Raw genomic sequence first — 547 nt, 5'->3', positions numbered from 1 at the left:
CAACCATAAAGTCTCAGGAATATGAAGATGCTGGTTTCGTGGTAGGCCGCATCCGACCTGAGCTGCACGACTAAACTATCACTTTAGGAACACCTTAACTTTAACTAGGAGATTTACACCGATGGCTAAAGAGCAACTGAAGACTTTCACCACTCCGGTAGCTGGTATCGTTGAGCCTTACGCATGGCTGAACAAAGCAGACACCAAGTTCAACGAGCGTGGTAGAACACAAAGTCAACCTGACATTCGACCTGAGCCAACCCGAAGGTCCGTAAGATGATTGATGTCTTACAGAAGATTCACGACGATGCGTATGCGAAAGCACTCGCAGACCACGAGAAGAACCCGCCTCAGGTTCAGCGTGGCAAGAAGCCTATTGAACCACGCGAAGGCGACATGCCGTGGATTGAGAATGGTGATGGTACTGTTACCCTGAAGTTTAAATGCTTTGCGTCTTACCTGAAGGATGGTAAGTCAGAGCCTATCGTATTACGGTTCTACGACACCGATGCTAAGTTAATACGTGAGTCCGAATATTGGTGCTGGC

General features: G+C 48.1%; 1 protein-coding gene. It reads left to right on the top strand.

What is annotated here, in order from left to right; translation table 11 throughout:
- Positions 1 to 276: 276 nt before the first annotated feature.
- Positions 277 to 547 (top strand): hypothetical protein (locus AC2W7G_RS18270; RefSeq protein WP_485869683.1); only part of this gene is annotated, 271 nt, incomplete at its 3' end.

It is taken from the genome of Aeromicrobium sp. PFPM2_SD2 (genome assembly GCF_057364525.1).
Note: the sequence above shows the minus strand (reverse complement) of the source record. Positions and strands in the feature narration are given on the sequence as shown.